General features: G+C 53.4%; 17 protein-coding genes. 11 read left to right on the top strand and 6 right to left on the bottom strand.

From position 1 onward, the window contains the following. The first annotated feature begins 67 nt into the window (after nt 1–67). The 7 genes from mgtE (at nt 68) to P3C52_RS11200 (ending at nt 9,665) form a co-directional block, all read left to right on the top strand. Nucleotides 68–1,492: a magnesium transporter gene (mgtE, locus tag P3C52_RS11230; RefSeq protein ID WP_275555081.1), complete on the top strand. Its 1,425-nt coding sequence runs from the start codon at nt 68–70 to the stop codon at nt 1,490–1,492. A gap of 151 nt (nt 1,493–1,643) precedes the next feature. Next, on the top strand, nt 1,644–2,909 hold the full coding sequence (hutI, locus tag P3C52_RS11225) for an imidazolonepropionase (protein ID WP_275555080.1): 1,266 nt from the start codon (nt 1,644–1,646) through the stop codon (nt 2,907–2,909). Then, nucleotides 2,906–3,859 carry a formimidoylglutamase gene (hutG, locus tag P3C52_RS11220; protein WP_275555079.1) on the top strand — a complete coding sequence of 318 codons (954 nt, stop codon included), beginning with the start codon at nt 2,906–2,908 and terminating at the stop codon, nt 3,857–3,859. Before hutI ends, hutG begins: the two co-directional genes overlap by 4 nt. Nucleotides 3,860–3,928: 69 nt before the next feature. After that, nucleotides 3,929–4,666, top strand: coding sequence for a histidine utilization repressor (locus P3C52_RS11215; protein WP_275555078.1), 738 nt, complete (start codon nt 3,929–3,931; stop codon nt 4,664–4,666). 310 nt (nt 4,667–4,976) lie between these two features. After that, nucleotides 4,977–6,662, top strand: a complete 1,686-nt coding sequence (gene hutU / locus P3C52_RS11210; RefSeq protein WP_275555077.1) for a urocanate hydratase — start codon at nt 4,977–4,979, stop codon at nt 6,660–6,662. 1 nt (nt 6,663) lies between these two features. Next, nucleotides 6,664–8,193 carry a histidine ammonia-lyase gene (gene hutH / locus P3C52_RS11205; RefSeq protein ID WP_275555076.1) on the top strand — a complete coding sequence of 510 codons (1,530 nt, stop codon included), beginning with the start codon at nt 6,664–6,666 and terminating at the stop codon, nt 8,191–8,193. A gap of 86 nt (nt 8,194–8,279) precedes the next feature. Further along, entirely contained in the window at nt 8,280–9,665 is a 1,386-nt protein-coding gene (locus P3C52_RS11200; RefSeq protein WP_275555075.1) for an amino acid permease, read from the top strand. A 148-nt stretch (nt 9,666–9,813) separates the two neighbouring features. Here the strand turns inward: P3C52_RS11200 and P3C52_RS11195 are convergent, their stop codons facing one another. From P3C52_RS11195 to P3C52_RS11180, 4 genes are all read right to left on the bottom strand, one after another. Next, entirely contained in the window at nt 9,814–10,059 is a 246-nt protein-coding gene (locus P3C52_RS11195; protein ID WP_275555074.1) for a DUF2543 family protein, read from the bottom strand. 121 nt (nt 10,060–10,180) lie between these two features. Beyond that, nucleotides 10,181–10,663: a cold shock domain-containing protein gene (locus P3C52_RS11190; RefSeq protein ID WP_275555073.1), complete on the bottom strand. Its 483-nt coding sequence runs from the start codon at nt 10,661–10,663 to the stop codon at nt 10,181–10,183. A 331-nt stretch (nt 10,664–10,994) separates the two neighbouring features. After that, nucleotides 10,995–11,692 (bottom strand): IS1 family transposase gene (locus P3C52_RS11185; protein WP_094106546.1). Its coding sequence is split into 2 segments (ribosomal slippage): nt 10,995–11,443 and nt 11,443–11,692, totalling 699 coding nucleotides; the frame shifts between segments, so codons are not numbered across the junction. A gap of 476 nt (nt 11,693–12,168) precedes the next feature. Next, nucleotides 12,169–13,044 carry a hypothetical protein gene (locus tag P3C52_RS11180; protein WP_275555144.1) on the bottom strand — a complete coding sequence of 292 codons (876 nt, stop codon included), beginning with the start codon at nt 13,042–13,044 and terminating at the stop codon, nt 12,169–12,171. Here P3C52_RS11180 and P3C52_RS11175 point away from each other — a divergent pair. The 3 genes from P3C52_RS11175 to P3C52_RS11165 all read left to right on the top strand — a co-directional run bounded on the left by P3C52_RS11175 (nt 12,964) and on the right by P3C52_RS11165 (nt 15,000). Continuing rightward, a protein-coding gene (locus tag P3C52_RS11175) for an IS1 family transposase (protein ID WP_094106546.1) occupies nt 12,964–13,661 on the top strand; the annotation gives its coding sequence in 2 pieces (ribosomal slippage) (nt 12,964–13,213 and nt 13,213–13,661; 699 coding nt in all). The two genes, P3C52_RS11180 and P3C52_RS11175, sit on opposite strands and share 81 nt — an antisense overlap. A gap of 272 nt (nt 13,662–13,933) precedes the next feature. Next, a complete protein-coding gene (locus tag P3C52_RS11170; protein ID WP_275555072.1) occupies nt 13,934–14,191 on the top strand; it encodes a substrate-binding domain-containing protein in 258 nt (85 codons plus the stop codon). Nucleotides 14,192–14,418: 227 nt separating this feature from the next. Then, a complete protein-coding gene (locus P3C52_RS11165; protein ID WP_275555071.1) occupies nt 14,419–15,000 on the top strand; it encodes a DUF4142 domain-containing protein in 582 nt (193 codons plus the stop codon). 674 nt (nt 15,001–15,674) lie between these two features. Here the strand turns inward: P3C52_RS11165 and P3C52_RS11160 are convergent. Beyond that, nucleotides 15,675–15,827, bottom strand: a complete 153-nt coding sequence (locus tag P3C52_RS11160; RefSeq protein WP_275555069.1) for a hypothetical protein — start codon at nt 15,825–15,827, stop codon at nt 15,675–15,677. A 247-nt stretch (nt 15,828–16,074) separates the two neighbouring features. Here P3C52_RS11160 and P3C52_RS11155 point away from each other — a divergent pair, with 247 nt between their 5' ends. Next, complete coding sequence (locus P3C52_RS11155; RefSeq protein WP_275555068.1) at nt 16,075–16,440, top strand: hypothetical protein; 366 nt, start codon at nt 16,075–16,077, stop codon at nt 16,438–16,440. Here P3C52_RS11155 and P3C52_RS11150 read toward each other — a convergent pair. Further along, entirely contained in the window at nt 16,437–17,270 is an 834-nt protein-coding gene (locus tag P3C52_RS11150; protein ID WP_275555067.1) for a DUF4225 domain-containing protein, read from the bottom strand. The two genes, P3C52_RS11155 and P3C52_RS11150, sit on opposite strands and share 4 nt — an antisense overlap. Between the last annotated feature and the right edge of the window lie 14 nt (nt 17,271–17,284).

Below are 17,284 nucleotides of genomic sequence, written 5' to 3'. Positions count from 1 at the left end.
CCTCTCCTCATGCCTGTAGATCATAACGGGCTTGCCTTGCCCGTGTTTCAGACACAAGGGAATTTTTATGTCTGTATCCCAAGCTCAGCAGCTCGCCGATACCCGCAGCCGCATTCTTACCCTGTTACTTAATGAACCGGAGCTGGTTGAAAGTCTGCGTAATCCGCAGGACGCCGAGCCGCTTTCCGCTGAAACCGAAGCCCAAATTGCCCGTCTGCATCAGGATCTGACGCTGCTCCATGCGGCCGATATTGCCGATATTTTGGAAGCGCTGCCGGAAGATGAACGCCAGGCGCTGTGGCAACTGGTGGATAATTCCCGCCGCGGCCAGGTGCTGGTAGAAGCGTCAGAAACGGTCTGGGAGAGCCTGACCGAAGCGATGAGCGATAAAGATATTTTGCAGGCTATCGAGCCGCTGGATATCGACGATCAGGCCTACCTGGCGAAATATCTGCCGCGCGATTTAACCGGTCGGCTACTGACCACGCTGGAACCGGCGCTGCGCGCGCGCGTGCTGGACGTGGTGCATTTCGACCGCGATCGCGTCGGCCGCATTATGGACTTCAATTTTATCACCGTGCGCGCCGACGTTAACCTGGCGACGGTGCAGCGCTTTTTGCGCCGCAAGCGCGCGATCCCGGAAGGCACCGATAAGCTGTTTATCACCGATAAAAATAATGTGCTGCTGGGCGAGCTGCCGCTGACCGATATTCTGCTTAACCAGCCCGATACGCCGGTTTTCTCGGTTATGAATGACCGACCGAATACCTTTCGCCTGGATGATAAAGCGGAAGATGCCGCCGGCGCCTTCGAACGTTATAACCTGATTTCCGCCGCGGTAATTGACGCCCAGGGCAAGCTGATCGGGCGCGTGACCATCGAAGATGTTATCGACCTGGTGAATGAAGAGAACGAAAGCAATATCCGCAAAATGGGCGGTCTGAGCCAGGAAGAGGAAGTTTTCGCGCCGGTAAGAAAGGCGGTGCGCACGCGCTGGACCTGGTTGGCGATCAATCTCTGCACCGCCTTTGTCGCGTCGCGCGTTATCGGCCTGTTTGAAGAGACCATTGCCGAGCTGGTGGCGCTGGCGACGCTGATGCCGATCGTCGCAGGTATCGGCGGCAATACCGGCAACCAGACCATTACCATGATCGTGCGCGCGCTGGCGCTGCATCAGGTTGAACCGGGTAACTTTAGTTTTCTTTTTATGCGTGAACTGGGCGTGGCGCTGATTAACGGCCTGTTCTGGGGCAGCATTATGGGCTGCATCACCTGGCTGATGTATGACAATCTGGAGCTGGGTGGCGTAATGATGCTGGCGATGATCCTGAACCTGCTGCTGGCGGCGCTGATGGGCGTGCTGATCCCGCTGGTAATGACCAAACTGAAACGCGATCCGGCCATCGGCTCCAGCGTGATGATTACCGCCATTACCGATACCGGCGGCTTCTTTATTTTCCTCGGCCTGGCGACACTGTTTTTGCTGCATTAATACCGAACATAAATTCAGACCATCAGCCTCCGCCTGCGGAGGCTTTTTTATCGCCCGCCCTCACCCGCTTTCCCGACCAATCCGCCAGCTATCACAAATAGCCAACATTGTTGCAGGGTTTTATTGACAACCTGCGGTGGTTGAAAAATAAATGTATATACAACTCATGACAAGAGAAAGGACCACCGTGCAGCTTATTTCTACCGATACGGTTTGGCGCAATGCCAGACTGGCAACGTTCGATCCCGACCGTCCCGCGCCTTACGGCTTGTTGGACCAGCACGACCTTATCCTGCGCGACGGTCACATTCTTGCCGTTTTACCCCGTGGCGAGACGGTCGGCGGCACGATTCACGATGCCCAGGGACGGCTCATCACGCCCGGCCTGATCGATTGTCATACGCATCTGGTATTTGGCGGCAACCGTGCCGCCGAATGGGAGCAGCGGCTGAACGGCGTCTCCTATCAGGCGATCAGTGCGCGCGGCGGCGGCATTAACGCCACGGTTGAAGCGACGCGCGCGGCCACGGAAAGCGAGCTGCTGACGCGGGCGGCAGCGCGCCTGCAGCGTCTGCTGCTCGAAGGAGTGACGACGCTGGAAATCAAATCGGGCTACGGCCTTAACCTGCAGAGCGAAGCGAAAATGCTGCGCGTAGCCCGCCAGCTCGCCGCACGCTATCCGGTTGAGATCAGCCCGACGCTGCTGGCCGCCCATGCAGTACCCGCTGAGTACCGACATGATAAAGCGGCATATATCGATCTGATTTGCGACAGGCTGTTGCCGTCGCTCTGGCAGGAAGGATTGTTCGAGGCGGTAGATGTCTTTTGTGAAAGCGTCGGTTTTAGTCCAGCGCAGTGCGAACAGGTATTTGCGGCGGCGCAACGTCATGGTATTCCGGTGAAAGGCCATGTGGAACAGCTCTCTTTGCTGGACGGCGCGGCGCTGGTAAGTCGCTATAAGGGCCTGTCGGCGGATCATCTGGAGTATCTCGATGAGAACGGCGTAAAGACGATGAGCGACAGCGGTACGGTTGCCGTGCTGCTGCCCGGCGCATTTTATTTTCTCAAAGAGAGCCAGCGCCCGCCGGTGGAGACGCTGCGGCGCTATCAGGTGCCGATGGCGGTCGCCACCGATTACAACCCCGGCACCAGTCCTTTCGCCAGCCTGCATCTGGCGATGAATATGGCCTGCGTACAGTTTGGCCTGACGCCGGAAGAAGCCTGGGCCGGCGTGACGCGCCATGCAGCCCTGGCATTAGGCCGTCAACGTTCGCACGGTCAGCTTAAGGCGGGATTTGTCGCCGATCTGGCGATCTGGGAGGCGGAACAGCCGGTGGAAATGGTTTACGAACCGGGCCGCAGCCCGCTTTATGCGCGCCTGTTTCGCGGCAAGATCACGCACGGGAGCGCATTATGAAACAGTGGCGCCCTACGTCGCCTGAGGTCTGGCAAGGCCGCGACGACACGCACGAGGCCAGCAACGCGCTGCGCCTGTTTCAAACCGTCGCCCGCAGCGCTGCCTTCAGCCCTGATGCAGAAAACGGCGAGATCGCGCTGTTAGGATTCGCCTGTGATGAAGGCGTTAAGCGCAACCAGGGACGACCCGGCGCGGCCCAGGCGCCAGATACGCTGCGGCGCGCGCTGGCCAATATGGCCAGCCAGCCGGAACATACGCGGCTGGTGGATTTCGGCACGATTTTCGTGGTGGAAGATAAGCTGGAAGAGGCACAGCAGGCGCTGCATGATGCGGTCGTCTATTGTCAGCGCGGCGGGAAGCGCACGCTGGTGCTGGGCGGCGGCCATGAAACCGCTTACGGCCACGGACTTGGCCTGCTTGATGCCTTTCCCGATGAAAAGGTCGGCATTATTAATCTGGATGCGCACCTCGATTTACGCCATGCGCAACGGGCAACTTCCGGCACGCCATTTCGCCAGCTGGCACTCGACTGCGAGACGCAGCAGCGCGATTTCTGCTATGCCTGTTTCGGCTTAAGTATGGCGGCCAACACCCAGACGCTGCTTGATGAAGCGGCAAAACGCAACGTTACACTTATCGAGGATCTGCGCTGTCTGAATGCGCCTGACGAGGCGATTGCCCAGCTGAAGCATTTTATAACGGATTGCGATCGTCTCTACCTGACCATCGATTTGGATGTACTGCCCGCATGGGAAATGCCAGCGGTTTCGGCGCCCGCCGCGCTCGGCGTTCCCAGCGCAATAATCATGCGACTGATAGAGCCGATCTGTCGCAGCGGCAAACTGCAGGCGGTGGATCTGGTGGAGTTTAATCCGGCGCGCGACCGCGATGGACAAGGGGCGGCGCTGGCGGCGCGCATCGCCTGGCAGCTGGTCCGCTGGTGGGGATAAATTGCTGAATTATGGTCGAAACTAAGTATACTTAGGCCACACAGCCAAGCAGTCGTAAGGAAGGCCCGTATGTTTTCGTCCCGATCCCGATCGGCAGTTGCCGGCACGCCCGCGCCCTTTTATGCCAAAGTCAAACAGGCGATCAGTAAAAAGATCGCCGCAGGCGTTTGGCGTCCGCACGATCGCATTCCTTCCGAAGCGGAGCTGGTGGCGCAGTTCGGCTTTAGCCGGATGACGATTAATCGCGCGCTACGCGAGCTGACCGATGAAGGTCTGCTGGTACGTCTCCAGGGCGTCGGCACCTTTGTTGCGGAGCCCAAAGGGCAATCGGCGCTGTTTGAGATCCGCAGCATCGCCGATGAAATCGCCGCTCGCCAACATCAGCATCGCTGCCAGGTACTGAAGCTTGAGCTGATCGACGCCGGTTTTAATCAGGCAACGGCGCTGGATGTGGAAGAAGGCACGCCGGTCTTTCATTCGATCATGGTTCATTTTGAAAACGATATGCCGGTGCAGATTGAGGATCGTTGCGTCAATGCGACGGTCGCGCCCGATTATCTGGCTCAGGATTTTACCCACACCACGCCGCACGCCTACCTTTCGCGGGTAGCCCCGCTTACTGAAGGCGAGCATATTGTCGAGGCGGTACGGGCAACGCCGGAAGAACGTACGCTACTGCAGATAGACGACGGCGAACCCTGCCTGTTAATCCACCGTCGCACCTGGTCCACACAGCATATTGTCTCTCATGCTCGCCTGCTATTTCCCGGCTCGCGCTATCGTTTACAGGGACATTTTATGTCGTAACCCACGGCAAAATACGGATTTGCCGCGAAGTAAAAAAATGGTGAAATTCGTGATAACTAACGCAAATTCGCTTAAAAGTGCCATTTCATACTATTTAATTGAAATAAAAAGATAAATTAGAAAACACTTCTTTAAACACGATTTCCTCGCCTTTTTATTACGCTGATAAATAAAGATTTTTATTGTTTCTTTATTGTTAAATCCCGGCTTGCACGCATTTGTATATACAAGTATATGTGTTTGCAGATGTTCTCTGAACGGCCTCACCAGGCCAGATACTTGTTAATGCAACCGTCAGGAGTTAACTGCGATGCCGCAAAGCAAATACCGAGACAAGGAAATCCGTGCCCCGCGTGGCACCACGCTCAATGCCAAAAGCTGGCTCACCGAAGCGCCGCTACGCATGCTGATGAACAATCTCGACCCGGAAGTAGCGGAAAACCCGCATGAGCTGGTGGTATATGGCGGCATTGGCCGCGCGGCTCGCGACTGGGAATGCTTTGACGCCATCGTGGCATCGCTGGAAAAACTGGAAAGCGACGAGACGCTGCTGGTGCAGTCCGGCAAGCCGGTCGGCGTGTTTAAAACCCATGAAAACGCCCCGCGCGTGTTAATCGCCAACTCGAACCTGGTGCCGCACTGGGCGACCTGGGAACACTTTAACGAGCTGGACGCCAAAGGGCTGGCGATGTATGGCCAGATGACCGCCGGCAGCTGGATCTATATCGGCAGCCAGGGGATCGTACAGGGCACTTATGAAACCTTTGTCGAAGCAGGTCGCCAACACTTCAACGGCGATCTGACCGGCCGCTGGATCCTGACCGCCGGTCTGGGCGGCATGGGCGGCGCGCAGCCGCTGGCAGCTACGCTGGCAGGCGCCAGCTCACTGAATATTGAATGCCAGCAGAGCCGCATCGATTTTCGTCTGCGCACGCGCTATGTGGATGAGCAGGCCGATTCGCTGGATGACGCGCTTAATCGCATCAAAAAATATACCGCTGAAGGCCGGGCGGTTTCGGTTGCGCTGTGCGCCAATGCGGCAGAGATCCTGCCGGAACTGGTGAAGCGCGGCGTGCGGCCGGACATGGTCACCGATCAGACCAGCGCGCACGATCCGCTACACGGCTATCTGCCAAAAGGCTGGCAGTGGGAAACGTACCAGCATCGCGCGCAAACCGAACCACAGGCGGTGACCGAAGCGGCAAAACGTTCAATGGCCGATCATGTCAGGGCGATGCTGGCATTCAAACAGATGGGCGTGCCGGTTTTTGATTACGGCAACAATATTCGTCAGATGGCAAAAGAGATGGGCGTGGAAAATGCCTTTGATTTCCCCGGCTTCGTGCCCGCCTATATTCGTCCGTTGTTCTGTCGCGGCATCGGCCCGTTCCGCTGGGTCGCGCTGTCTGGCGATCCGCAGGATATCTATAAAACCGACGCCAAAGTTAAAGAGCTAATTAAAGACGACAAGCATCTCCATCACTGGCTGGATATGGCGCGCGAACGCATCAGCTTTCAGGGACTGCCGGCGCGCATCTGCTGGGTAGGCCTGGAGTGGCGTCAGAAGCTGGGCCTGGCATTTAACGAAATGGTACGCAGCGGCGAAGTTTCCGCGCCGATCGTCATCGGTCGCGACCATCTCGATTCTGGCTCGGTCGCCAGCCCCAACCGCGAGACCGAAGCGATGCGCGACGGCTCCGACGCGGTCTCTGACTGGCCGTTGCTGAATGCCTTGCTCAATACCGCCAGCGGCGCCACCTGGGTTTCCCTGCATCATGGCGGCGGCGTGGGCATGGGCTTCTCGCAGCATGCGGGCATGGTAATTGTCTGCGACGGCAGCGATGAAGCGGCAGCGCGTATCGCCCGCGTGCTGCATAACGATCCGGCGACCGGCGTCATGCGCCACGCCGATGCCGGTTACGACATCGCCATCAACTGCGCGGCGGAACAGCAGCTTAATCTGCCGATGATTGCGGCAACCCAGGAGAAACGCTGATATGAACTTCACACTGACGCCCGGCACGCTCACCCTCGCCCAGCTGCGCGACATCTACAGCAATCCGGTTCACATTGAGCTGGATGAGCGCGCCATTCCGGCAATCAACAGCAGCGTGGCCAGCGTAAACGCCATTCTCGCCGAAGGCCGCACCGCCTACGGCATTAATACCGGTTTCGGGCTGCTGGCCCAGACGCGTATTCCGGCGGAAGATCTGGAAAATTTACAGCGCTCGCTGGTGCTTTCCCATGCGGCGGGCATCGGCGAGCCGCTGGACGATAAGCTGGTGCGCCTGATGATGGTGTTGAAAATCAATAGTCTGGCGCGCGGTTTTTCCGGCATTCACCTGAGCGTGATTCAGGCGCTGATGGCGCTGGTGAACGCCGAGGTCTTTCCGTTTATTCCGGCTAAAGGCTCGGTGGGCGCATCGGGCGATCTGGCACCGCTGGCGCATATGTCGCTGACGCTGCTCGGCGAAGGCAAAGCGCGCTATCAGGACGAATGGCTGCCAGCCACAGAAGCGCTGGCAAAAGCGGGCCTGCAGCCGATTACGCTGGCCGCTAAAGAAGGCCTGGCGCTGCTTAACGGCACCCAAACCTCTACCGCCTTTGCCCTGCGCGGCCTGTTTGAAGCGGAGGATCTGTTCGCTTCGGCCATTGTCTGCGGCGCGCTGACCACCGAAGCGGTGCTGGGCTCGCGTCGCCCGTTCGATGCGCGTATTCACGAGGTGCGCGGCCAGCGTGGACAGATTGATGCGGCGGCGCTGTTTCGTCACCTGTTAACCGACAGCAGCGAGATCGCACAATCCCATCAGAATTGCGACAAGGTACAGGATCCCTATTCGCTGCGCTGCCAGCCGCAGGTGATGGGCGCCTGCCTGACGCAGATCCGCCAGGCGGCGGAGGTGCTGTTAATCGAGGCCAACGCGGTTTCGGATAACCCGCTGGTATTTGCCGAAGAGAATGAGGTGATCTCCGGCGGCAACTTCCACGCCGAACCGGTAGCGATGGCGGCGGATAACCTCGCGCTGGCCATTGCCGAGATCGGCGCCCTTTCCGAGCGACGCGTCGCGCTGATGATGGATAAGCATATGTCGCAACTGCCGCCTTTCCTGGTGAAAAACGGCGGCGTTAACTCCGGCTTTATGATCGCCCAGGTGACTGCCGCCGCGCTGGCGAGTGAAAACAAGGCGCTGGCACATCCGCACAGCGTTGATAGCCTGCCAACCTCCGCCAACCAGGAAGATCATGTTTCCATGGCGCCCGCCGCCGGTCGTCGGCTGTGGGAAATGGCGGCCAATACGCGCGGCGTGATTGCCGTGGAGTGGCTTGCCGCCTGCCAGGGTGTCGATTTGCGCGAAGGGCTGAAAACCAGCCCACCGCTGGAAAAAGCGCGCCATCTGCTGCGCGAGCAGGTTGCGCATTACACTCAGGATCGTTTCTTCGCGCCGGATATTGAACGCGCCGCTGAGCTGTTGAGCTACCGTCATTTGACGGCGCTGTTGCCTGCCGTACTGCCCAGCCATCAATAACTGTTGTCTCTGTATGCTGCCGGAAAAAACGCCTCCGGCAGCCATACGCATATTTGCAGTTATCATCTTCTAATCAGGATCCTGCTATGCAACAACAAACATCGCATCTGCTGCGCGGGCTCAGCGCGCGTCATATTCGCTTTATTGCGTTGGGTTCCGCTATCGGCACCGGACTTTTTTACGGCTCCGCCGCCGCGATTCAGATGGCTGGCCCGGCCGTGCTGCTGGCCTATCTGGTGGGCGGCGCCGCGGTATTTATTGTGATGCGCGCGCTGGGAGAGATGGCGGTACGCAATCCCGTTTCTGGCTCGTTCGGCAGCTACGCCCGTCACTATCTCGGCCCGCTGGCCGGTTTTATCACCGGCTGGACTTATACCTTCGAGATGATCATTGTCTGCCTGGCGGATGTGACCGCCTTCGGCGTTTATATGGGGCTGTGGTATCCGGATGTGCCGCGCTGGATTTGGGTGCTGAGCATCATCTGTTTTATCGGCGCGCTGAATCTGTGCCATGTAAAGGTGTTTGGCGAAATGGAATTTTGGCTGTCGCTGATTAAGGTGACAGCGATTGTCGCCATGATTGCGGCAGGCGCAGGCGTGATTTTCTTTGGCTTTGGCCACCATTTTCCGGCAACCGGCGTGGAGAATCTCTGGTCACACGGCGGCTTTGCGCCGGAGGGCTTCGGCGGGATCGTCGCCTCGCTCGGCATTGTGATGTTTGCGTTCGGCGGCATCGAAATTATCGGCATCACGGCGGCGGAAGCGCGCAACCCGGAAAAGGTCATCCCACGGGCGATTAATACGATTCCGCTGCGCATTATCCTGTTTTATGTCTGCACGCTGTTTATCCTGATGGCAATTTTTCCATGGACCAGCATCGGGCAACAGGGCAGCCCGTTTGTATTGATTTTTGAAGGGCTGGGATTGCCTGCCGCCGCCAACGTGCTGAATATTATCGTGATTAGCGCCACTATCTCGGCGATTAACAGCGATATTTTCGGCGCGGGTCGCATGATGTTCGGCATGGCGCAGGAAGGTATGGCGCCGAAAAGCTTTTTGCGCCTGGCCCGCAACGGCGTGCCCTGGATGACGGTGGTGGTCCTGGCGGCCTCTCTGCTGGCAGCCGTGGTGCTTAACTATCTGATCCCGGAACAGGTGTTTGTGCTGATCGCGTCGCTGGCCGCTTTCGCTACGCTTTGGGTATGGCTGATGATCCTGCTGTCGCACTTTGCGATGCGCCGCAGCTTAACCGCTGAGGAGCGCCGGGAGATCCGTTTTCCGGTGCCCTTCTGGCCGCTGGCGCCGGTGTTGACGCTGCTGTTTATGCTGTTGGTGATCGGCGTACTGGGCGCCGTAGCCGAAACGCGCATGGCGTTAATGGCCGGACTGGTCTGGCTGGCGCTGCTGACGGCGATCTGGTTCTGGCGGGTCAGGAAACAGCGGCGGCCGCTGGCGCTGGAGCAGCCAGAGTAAGCTCACTGCGAGGATTCAGATGTTGCGCCGGAGATCGGGCGAGAAGACAGGAAACCGCCGTTTGAAGCATAAATAAGCCCCGTAACGGGGCTTATTTATAGCGCGGAGCGAACGCATGTTGCCTGCATAAAGATAACCTCAGCGGGCGCTATTCATTGCCCCACTGATTCAGAAATTCCGCGATATCATCAATACGCTCTTCATCGATACCGGCTTCGATGGCCATTTCTTTCTGCGCATCTTCACTGATCTCTTCGTTATTCATCAGGCGGGTAAGCAGCAGCTGGAAATAGTGCGCCAGGGATTCATGTTCTGTCTCGTTTACCGGCTTTGCCGATTCCGTCGAATACTCATCGACGATGTCATAATATTTAAGTGGTATCTCTTTATTCATACGTCATCCCCAGGGTTAAGGTCGGTGCTGCGTAGTATCGTCGGTAAAAGCGCCGTATCACGAGCGCATTAAGGCCAGTCAGCGAATCCGCTTAACTGGCGCTGGGTCCGTCCGGATTATCTCAGACCTTGAGCAGTTTTACCGTGGCATCAATATCGATCTCATCTTCCGAAAAGATTAACGTCGATCCGTGAAAGGTGGTGATCGCCAGCTTTTTCAGCGAACGCATTTCACCCGGCTTTACGTCTGATTTTGGCCTGATGCTATTCATCAACAGGCCCACCGAGAGAACCGTTTTTTCTTTATCAATGCGCGTCTCAACTGGCACTTCTTCGCTGTAAACCACGTAAGACTTAATCGAGGAAAGCTTCAGGCGCTCGCCCGCAATATAGATATATTTGCTTTCCGGGACGACTTTCACCGCATAGGCTGACAGGCCTTTACTGTTGGTGCCGGGCTCGAACGTTACCGCCGCATCTTTCTTAATCAGCTCAGGGTTGGCGACCTTAATCACATGAAAATAACGGTTATCACCGTTCTCATCTTTGATAAATCCAAAACCTTTATCCTCAAACCACGTTGTGATCGTTCCGTTCATCGCCATTACCACCTGATACTTGTTTATCTACTCAGATTTTGCAGCGCGCAGTGTAAAACACAATGCCCGCACAGACTACGCCTTTGACGTAAGTGTGGACGATCTCTGTCCGGTATACCTAAGCGGGCGGCCAGATAAAACGTTAGCCAGCAGCGATGGCGGCAGGCAACAGCGCGGCAGAGTTAACCAGCGGGTTAAAGGACAAATTATGAGTAGCGCCTGCGTCTCCAGCTAACAAAAAATTTTCGCCACTCTGTTTTTTCCGCTTTTTATTTTATGACGAATATTGAATTTTACTTTCAGCAAATAATATGAAAAATCCGGTAATGACTCCAACTTACTGATAGTGTTTTATGTTCAGATAATGCCCGATGACCTTGTCATGCAGCTCCACCGATTTTGAGAACGACAGTGACTTCCGTCCCAGCCTTGCCAGATGTTGTCTCAGATTCAGGTTATGTCGCTCAATGCGCTGAGTGTAACGCTTGCTGATAACGTGCAGCTTTCCCTTCAGGCGTGATTCGTACAGCGGCCAGCCATCCGTCATCCATACCACGACCTCAAAGGCCGACAGCAGGCTCAGAAGACGCTCCAGTGTGGCCAGAGTGCGTTCACCGAAGACGTGCGCCACAACCGTCCTCCGTATCCTGTCATACGCGTAAAACAGCCAGCGCTGACGTGATTTAGCACCGACGTAGCCCCACTGTTCGTCCATTTCAGCGCAGACAATCACATCACTGCCCGGTTGTATGCGCGAGGTTACCGACTGCGGCCTGAGTTTTTTAAGTGACGTAAAACCGTGTTGAGGCCAACGCCCATAATGCGTGCACTGGCGCGACATCCGACGCCATTCATGGCCATATCAATGATTTTCTGGTGCGTACCGGGCTGAGAGGCGGTGTAAGTGAACTGTAGTTGCCATGTTTTACGGCAATGAGAGCAGAGATAGCGCTGATGTCCGGCAGTGCTTTTGCCGTTACGCACCACGCCTTCAGTAGCGGAGCAGGAAGGACATCTGATGGAAATGGAAGCCACACAAGCACCTTAAAATCACCATCATACACTAAATCAGTAAGTTGGCAGCATTACCAGATCGGTACAGAATCTTCTCTTGCGTTGCGCCAACAGGTAAATGTCATTCTGAAAACGCATACCCCTGTCCCAGAGTTGGTCATTTCTTCTAATGAGATTTAAACAGTAATCCTTTTTAAAGAGTGATTTATATAATATTTCAATCGGTTTACCGTTAGGCTTGAATACTTTCATTACATAGTACTTCCTGCCGTATTCAATTAGCATGACCTTGGTCTTTTCCTGATTGCGGAATACTTTCAGGATCGGCAGTTTGTAATTAATAAAATCCAGGAATATCTGGTTGTAGACGACATTATCCTCTTTATAGTGCAGAGTAAATTTATCATATTTATTTTTTCTTAGCATAAATATCCCAGGCGCAGGTAAAAGAAAGGAACCAGAGGAAATAAATAGACATTCATTTCCTATAAAATATTTTATCCGATGTAAGTCTGTCGAATGGCTTTCGCTTTTTTACTGCATCGGAACTGCAGCGCTGCAACCAGGGCCAGCAAAGGCAGAGACATCTCCAGCATCTCCTCCTGCGAGGTCTGCAGCGCGATTAACCAGTGGGGAGCGTACCAGCTAAATGTCTCTTTCAGTAAACCCAGTGAGCGATCGGCAATGTTCGTCAGCGGTATTAACACAACCAACGTTACCGTCGTTATCGCATAAGCCTGATGCGCTCTCGCCTGAAGCCATATATTTTTTGCATGCTTAATAACCAGATAAAGACAGGCGGCCACCACAGGCAACATGATAAAAAAAGCTTCCAGTTTAGTGTACAGAGGAAGATTGCCGGTCCAGAAGCGCAGTTTCAGCATGCTCATATGCGCGATATATTTATGTAAATCTGCTTCTCTGGCCATCATGCCAAACAACACCAAAATAATTGAGATGCGGGTAAGAAAAGTAATGTGCAGATTAGGCCGCAAGATAAAATAGAGCAGTGCGATAGCATAAGCGTATAGCGTTAATGTCTCAACCAGTTGCCCTTCTTCCATTAAATGAATGAGGGACTCTACAGGTACCACACAAGTTAATAACAATGCAAAAGCAGAAATAAAAACAGCCAGTCCGGCCCCAAAATACGAATGAGCAAACATGAATATTCCCAGGGTGAAAAAAACGAAAAATATAGACCAATTATCTTTAAAGTTATTGATAAAAAATGCCAGGTAATGCTGCCAACTTACTGATTTAGTGTATGATGGTGATTTTAAGGTGCTTGTGTGGCTTCCATTTCCATCAGATGTCCTTCCTGCTCCGCTACTGAAGGCGTGGTGCGTAACGGCAAAAGCACTGCCGGACATCAGCGCTATCTCTGCTCTCATTGCCGTAAAACATGGCAACTACAGTTCACTTACACCGCCTCTCAGCCCGGTACGCACCAGAAAATCATTGATATGGCCATGAATGGCGTCGGATGTCGCGCCAGTGCACGCATTATGGGCGTTGGCCTCAACACGGTTTTACGTCACTTAAAAAACTCAGGCCGCAGTCGGTAACCTCGCGCATACAACCGGGCAGTGATGTGATTGTCTGCGCTGAAATGGACGAACAGTGGGGCTACGTCGGTGCTAAATCACGTCAGCGCTGGCTGTTTTACGCGTATGACAGGATACGGAGGACGGTTGTGGCGCACGTCTTCGGTGAACGCACTCTGGCCACACTGGAGCGTCTTCTGAGCCTGCTGTCGGCCTTTGAGGTCGTGGTATGGATGACGGATGGCTGGCCGCTGTACGAATCACGCCTGAAGGGAAAGCTGCACGTTATCAGCAAGCGTTACACTCAGCGCATTGAGCGACATAACCTGAATCTGAGACAACATCTGGCAAGGCTGGGACGGAAGTCACTGTCGTTCTCAAAATCGGTGGAGCTGCATGACAAGGTCATCGGGCATTATCTGAACATAAAACACTATCAGTAAGTTGGAGTCATTACCAAAATGCCAAACCTAATATCTTAAAAAATTATTAATTACAGCAACTAACTAATCAACGTAACATCTGCTGTGTCATTTCAGAAGAAGGCCAACTGACGTTAAAAATGTCACAAGTCTGTTATGAGAGCGTTGTATAATGAGGATCAATTAAGCCAACCAGCGCGGAATAATTATTAGTGCCACTCATAGAGATAATAAATCGTAGTATGCGTTAATATTATCAGGCCACAACCAAACAGAGTTTCCAGACCTGAAATATGCAGTGGCTCTGTACAAGCCGGTATATCTCGCTGATTGGTCATGATGGCGTTTCCGCAGGCGCATACAGTAATCCGCCGCTGACCACGATAGCCATCGATCCGCTCTCTTTAGGGCAACACGCAGCCAAACAGATTTTGCAGCGCATCGAGAATCCGGCAAAACCGGTCAGCCATCTGGCGGCCAAACTTACAAGTACGATCGTCAACCGGAAAAGCGCCGCTCGCCCGTTGATAAGCACAGTATTTATAAAATAACGTCTGGTTTACTAAATGCGCCGTTCCGGTTTCAGTCAGAAAGCTTCCTTCGTTATAGCTTCCATAGCGCTTTCGTCATTTCCTGCCATCCTCCGTTGAGAACCATAACTTAATCTGCTGGCTCAGTTGATCCACTATACTGACCATTACAGCTGAAATTGACCTATAAAGCTGCGCACGATTAATTACCGGATACTCACCCTACCTATGACCCGCAGGAGAACAAAATGCAAAAAAGTAAAAGCTTGAAAGGGCTGTTAGCCATATCAGCAATAGCAGCTATGTTCAGCACTGTCGGCGTGCAAGCTCAGACGCCAACGAGTGCTGCACAGAGTGGCGCTGCAGGCCAGACAGAATCGAGCGCCCAGCTCAGTTCCGGCGATGAAAAAGCATTGAAGGACATGGCGCAGGCCAATATCAATGAGATCGCCGCCGCCAAGATCGCGCTGAGCAAAGCCCAAAGCAGCGAAGTCAAAGCATTTGCTCAGCAGATGGTCAAAGACCACGGTGATGCCTTGAACAAAGTACAGACAGTCGCCCAGCAAAAAGGCGTGACACTGCCAACTGAGCCGGACGCCATGCACAAAGCCATGGCCACCAAACTGGAAAGTCAGAGCGGCGACGCATTTGACAAGTTGTATATGGAAAACGCCGGCACCAAAGATCACCAGATGGTACTGTCGAAGCTGCAGAGTGATTCTAAGATGATTAAGGATCCAGATGTGAAGGCCCTTGCCGATGCACACACGCCGGTCGTTGAGCAGCACCTAAAGGCCGCCGAGCAGATGTCGATGCAATCAGGTAAATAAAGAGGCCGTTCGGCAGGTAAATGATCCTGCGACCTGGACCTCCTTTGTTCAACGTGTTGCAGAAATTCACGGCGGGAGTGTCATTGTTGACCGTGCTGAAGACGGGGACAATCTTTACGGTGAGTGTGCCGATCGATGCTCGCTTATGTGCAGTCGCAAGCTGACACTCCCTCTATGTGTTAATGGCCAGAATTAAGCCAAAGCAGCCGTTCGCCAGGCTGCATGACGAAACATTGCGAAGGATCGCTTCAGGCATTTAACGGACGATTAAATTGCCTCCTGCCCTACCAGCGCAAAGGCTAAAACAAGCCACGACCTTCTTATTTAGCCAGAACCGAAAACGTAAGCATTCAGCTCTCTACAAGCCTTCCTGCAAAACTTTTAGCGCAATAACAATCCCCTCAGCCTTTTGGAATAAACCAATGGGAACACGCCACATCGCCCATTCCACACGTCAATAAAACAGGGCTTTCCCGTCTTATCTATACCGAATCTGCAGAATCGGGATAGGGGTTGATCTCACGACCAGTCTCCTCCCACACCACCGTACGTACGGGTCCGTATAAGGTGATTCGGTTATGTTGATCGTCGCCTGCCTGTAACTCCGGCAGGCCGAGTCTGATAAACAGTATGTTGGGAAGAGCTATGCCCAGTGCCGGGCTACAACTGATCTGTCACTGCTTATGGCAACTTCCCACCGTCTGGGCCGCCAGGTCTTTGCTTACCCCGCGATTGCACAGTACACTGCAACGCTTGCTGCCCGTTTTCCACTGTTTCCACAGTACACTTCGCAGCCTCCATCTTATCCACCTGCTCAGGTCACGCATCAGACTCGGCCATTCGTTCAACCTGTCGTAACTTTGCCAGCCCGTCAGTTAACGCTTTAACGGCTGGATTAATGTAAAACATAATGCCCACGCAAACTACGCCTTTGACATAAGCGTGGTCGATTTCTGGCCGAAATGGATAAGGCGATGGCCAGGAGGAATGTAAGCGATGTTATATGCAGAACAATGATCATTGAGAAGGCGTTTTATCGTAAGATATTATGGTATTGATAAGACAAGGAAAGGGATGATGTCAGATCTAAAAGGTAAAATAGCAAATGCCAGGTTTAGTAAGCGAGAATTGTTGGGTTTTAAAGATCAACTCAGGGCGTTAAAAAAGATCTATCATCCTAATCTGACAGACAAATTGACGCTTCAACGTCTGATACAAGAAGAAGCAAAAAAGTCAATCGTCATGACCAGATACTACTTCGTCGCAATTATCTTATTTACCCTTGCTACGCTTATTTTTGGAGAGTGGTCTTATCTCTACATGCCCGCCGGAATGCTCTTTTTTGCTTTACTGGACATACGCTCCTCAGCCAGAGAGGCTAACCGAACCATAAAATGCCAGGTTAAGTTGATGAAACTGGCAGTAACGTTATGGTTCTAATTGTCGAATTTGTAGCCGCCATCGATGAATTCAGCTTTAGCTTTATATAAAGAGTTCCCTGAAAAATATAGTTTCATAGCACCGTTTTTACTGGCCCATTTAGATATAAAATCATTACTTACATATCGGAATAACTTTCCAGTCCCAGGCTGGTCGCCAAGATATTTAGTGGCAAGTCTTCCAGGATTCTGGATAAGTACTGGAGTTCTCATTGCAGCATACAACGTTAGCGAAAATTCAACACCGCTATAAGCCAGGTCCCCCGCATCATTACTAAGCCCCGCCATATTTGCCGCCTCCCGGTAAATCTTGCGTATTAACCCTGTATGCTTATGTTCATAAATTAGCGGGGAAGCCGATTCATAGATATCGTTCAAACCATGAGTAACGAGCATGAGCCCTACCCCTCGCATGGCTCGAAGATTAAGCGATTTTCCAATCCTGGTCAGTCGATACCCTCCCCAGGCTTCTATTCCACCACCAACGACGCCACCAGCAATTTTGGCGTATTTCAGGACACCATGCTCTTCAAACACATCCGTCACAGCATAGATGACACGATCTTTCATCCTGAGCATCTGATATTCTTTTTCTGTGAGTTTCAGCTCCGCTTTCAGCTCTTCGATGATCCCTATCTTTTTTTGAGGATTTATTTCCGCATCAAAACGAGACTGATAATCCCTGATACTGGAATTAATATCACGCAGATAGTCATGGCGAATTAACGAATCTCTTATCAAAAACGAGGCAGCAAGATTAGCCACGCGCTGTAACTCAATGATGTAGGTATCAAGATCGTACCTCAGGTGAGAAAATGCACTTGTACCCATAATATCCCCTGCGC

The organism is Mixta sp. Marseille-Q2659 (assembly GCF_940807255.1).
Taxonomy (GTDB): domain Bacteria; phylum Pseudomonadota; class Gammaproteobacteria; order Enterobacterales; family Enterobacteriaceae; genus Mixta.
The sequence above is the reverse complement of the archived record's forward strand: the minus strand, read 5'-3'. Positions and strand labels throughout refer to the sequence as shown.